Origin of the sequence: Streptomyces coffeae (genome assembly GCF_016741875.1) — a bacterium.
Lineage (GTDB): Bacteria > Actinomycetota > Actinomycetes > Streptomycetales > Streptomycetaceae > Streptomyces > Streptomyces coffeae.
This window is the reverse complement of sequence record NZ_JAERRF010000100.1, coordinates 1-2,727: the sequence shown is the minus strand read 5'-3', so window position 1 is coordinate 2,727 and position 2,727 is coordinate 1. Positions and strand designations below refer to the sequence as shown.

General features: G+C 69.6%; 3 protein-coding genes and 2 pseudogenes. 4 read left to right on the top strand and 1 reads right to left on the bottom strand.

Features of this window, described 5'->3' with window-relative positions; all coding sequences use genetic code 11:
* The coding region (locus JK363_RS41115; RefSeq protein WP_201883439.1) for an ArsR/SmtB family transcription factor at window positions 1-288 on the bottom strand (288 nt) is incomplete at its 3' end.
* A gap of 75 nt (window positions 289-363) precedes the next feature.
* On the opposite strand from JK363_RS41115, the gene JK363_RS41110 reads away from it, so the two are divergent.
* The 4 genes and pseudogenes from JK363_RS41110 (at window position 364) to JK363_RS41095 (ending at window position 2,596) form a co-directional block, all read left to right on the top strand.
* Window positions 364-996, top strand: a complete 633-nt coding sequence (locus JK363_RS41110; protein WP_201883438.1) for an arsenate-mycothiol transferase ArsC — start codon at window positions 364-366, stop codon at window positions 994-996.
* A 47-nt stretch (window positions 997-1,043) separates the two neighbouring features.
* Window positions 1,044-1,463 carry an arsenate reductase ArsC gene (locus JK363_RS41105; RefSeq protein WP_201883437.1) on the top strand — a complete coding sequence of 140 codons (420 nt, stop codon included), beginning with the start codon at window positions 1,044-1,046 and terminating at the stop codon, window positions 1,461-1,463.
* Window positions 1,464-1,468: 5 nt separating this feature from the next.
* A pseudogene (locus JK363_RS41100) lies at window positions 1,469-1,708 on the top strand (NAD(P)/FAD-dependent oxidoreductase); the annotation flags it as partial.
* Window positions 1,709-1,782: 74 nt separating this feature from the next.
* Window positions 1,783-2,596: pseudogene (locus JK363_RS41095) on the top strand (IS701 family transposase).
* The last annotated feature ends 131 nt before the right edge of the window (window positions 2,597-2,727 follow it).

Sequence of the window (2,727 nt, the reverse complement as noted above, 5' to 3'; positions counted from 1 at the left end):
GGCGGCGGTGGCTAGGGCGGTCTCGGCCAGCTCGGTGAACTGCCCGGCCACCGTGGCCAGGACGTCAGCCTTCAGCCGGTAGTACGTGAACCGCCCGCACGGCTCGGTCTCCACCAGCCCGGCCTCGCGCAGCACCTTCAGGTGATTGGAAAGGTTGGTCTGGCGTGCGCCGGTCTCCTCCACCAGATGCGTGGTGCACAGCGTCTCGTGGGCGAGCAGGGTCACGATCTTCATCCTGATCGGATCGGCCAGCACCCGGATCAGATCAGTGTCGACTGACGTCAGCATGGGCTGATACTGTCACATCATCCGGCACTGATACCAGTCCGGGCTGACCTAGAGGTCCGTCGGAAGGGTCTCACCATGCCCGCCTCCTCACCGCCCGTTCTGCCCGACCCCCGTCTGGCTGCCAGCGCGGCCCGGCTCGCCACCCGGCACGCGGGCCACCTCTCGGCCGAGACCGTGCAGGGCCTGCTCGCCGACTCCTACCGTCGCCTGGCCGAGACCGCACGCGTTGCCACACACCTGGTCGTACTGGCCGAGCGCCTCACCGCCGAACGCCTTGACGCCCTCGCGCACGTCCAGAGCGTGCCGGGCTCCGGGCTGCCGCGGGTGCTGTTCGTGTGCAGCCACAACGCCGGCCGTTCCCAGCTCGCAGCCGCCCTCCTTCAGTACCGGGCCGCCGGGCGGGTGACCGTCTCCTCGGCGGGCACGCATCCGGCCGCCGAGGTGGAGCCGCACATTGCGCAGGTCCTGACCGAGACGGGCGCCGAGGTGGCCGACGCGTTCCCCAAGCCTCTGACCGACGAGGTCATCCAGGCCGCCGACATCGTCATCACCATGGGCTGCGGCGACGCCTGCCCCATCGTGCCGGGCCGCCGCTACCTGGACTGGCCCGTCGCCGACCCCGACGGTGTGCCGATCGCCGTCGTGAGGCAGATCCGCGACGACATCGACGCCCGTATCACCGGCCTGCTGGCCTCTCTGCCCGCCTGAACCACCCACGTCTCCCGTAGTTGGTCCGTTTTATGAAAGAAGAACCCATGCCTGCCGCTCCGCTCGCCTCCGTGCTGTTCGTCTGCGTCCACAACGCGGGCCGCTCGCAGATGGCCGCCGGATTCCTCACCCACCTCGCGGGTGACCGGATCGAGGTCCGCTCCGCCGGCTCAATCCCAGGCGACCAGGTGAACCCCGCCGCGGTCGAGGCGATGAAGGAAGTCGGCGTCGACATATCCGCCGCCACGCCGAAGATCCTGACCACCGAGGCCGTCCAGGCGTCCGACTACGTCATCACCATGGGCTGCGGCGACGCCTGCCCGATCTTCCCCGGCAAGAAGTACCTCGACTGGGCCCTGGAAGACCCCGCCGGCAAGGGCGTTGAGGCCGTACGGCCGATCCGCGACGAGATCAGGACCCGCATCGAGGCCCTTATCGCCGAGATCGACGCCAAGCGGGAGGCGTGACGCCCGTGACCGACGCCGCCTCCACGACCTCCGACGTACACGAGGTCGTCATCATCGGCTCCGGCCCGGCCGGATACACCGCCGCCCTCTACACCGCCCGCGCCCAGCTCACCCCCGTGCTGTTCGGCAGCGGCATCTTTGTCGGCGGCTCCCTGACCACCACCACCGAAGTCGAGAACTTCCCCGGCTTCCCCGAAGAGGTCGACGGCCCGGTGCTGATGGAGAACATGCGGGCCCAGGCCGAATAATTTGGCGCCGAGATGATCGACGACAACATCACCGCCGTCGACCCACCGCCTCGGCGGCGATCGACTGGCGCTTGTTCCTCCCCAAAAGCTGGGATCCGGCCTCGCCCCAGGCCGACCCCGCTGAAGTGGCCCGCCGCCAGCGGTGCGGCATCCCGCCGGACGTGGGCCACGTCGAGAAGTGGCAACTGGCCCTGGACATGATCGACGAGACCCGGTCCTGGGGTGTCGATGTCCCCTTCGCCGTGGCCGATGGCGGCTACGGGGACACCGCGGCCTTCCGCCTCGGTCTGGAGACACGCGGGCTACGTGGTAGGCATCTCCACCACCGTCACCGCCCAGCCGGGCGCCGCGGTGCTCTGCACGCCGCCCCACAGCGGCAGGGGCCGACGGCCCGCACCGGCCTACCCCGAGACAGCCAGGAGCGTGAAGGAGCTGATCACCGCCGCAGGGAAGCAGGCGGCCCGGCCCGTGCAGTGGCGGGAGGGCTCTCGCCCGGGCACCGGCCGCAGCGGGTTCAGACGCATGTACTCGCGGTTCGTCGCACTGCGGATCCGCCCCGCTGGACGCGAGATCCGCAAGGCCACAGGCGGCCCTGAACTGCCCGCCTGCTGGCTGCCGGCCCAATGGCCCGCCAGCGAGCTGGAGCCGGTGCAGTTCTGGCTCTCCAACCTGCCCGACGACACCCCGCTCGTCACGCTCGTGCGGCTCGCCAAGCTCCGGTGGCGCATCGAGCACGACTACCGCGAGATGAAACAGGCTCTGGCCCACTTTGAAGGCCGCACCTGGAACGGCTGGCACCACCACGTCACCCTCGTCTCCGCCGCCCACGCCTTCTGCACACTCCAGCGCATTGCCCGCTCCCCAAAAGAAGCGGCGTTCGCCTGAGCCTCTACCAGGTCGTCCGCGAGATGCAGTTACTCCTCGCCGTCTGGACCGGCGCCTGCCCCACCTGTCACCGCGACATACCCACCGCGATACCAACCCGACCAAGCCCTACTAGTGGCTTGTCACGCAGT

Coding starts and splice junctions, on each gene's coding strand:
- JK363_RS41110 (WP_201883438.1), top strand. CDS start 364: ATGCCCGCCTCCTCACCGCCCGTTCTGCCCGACCCCCGTCTGGCTGCC.
- JK363_RS41105 (WP_201883437.1), top strand. CDS start 1,044: ATGCCTGCCGCTCCGCTCGCCTCCGTGCTGTTCGTCTGCGTCCACAAC.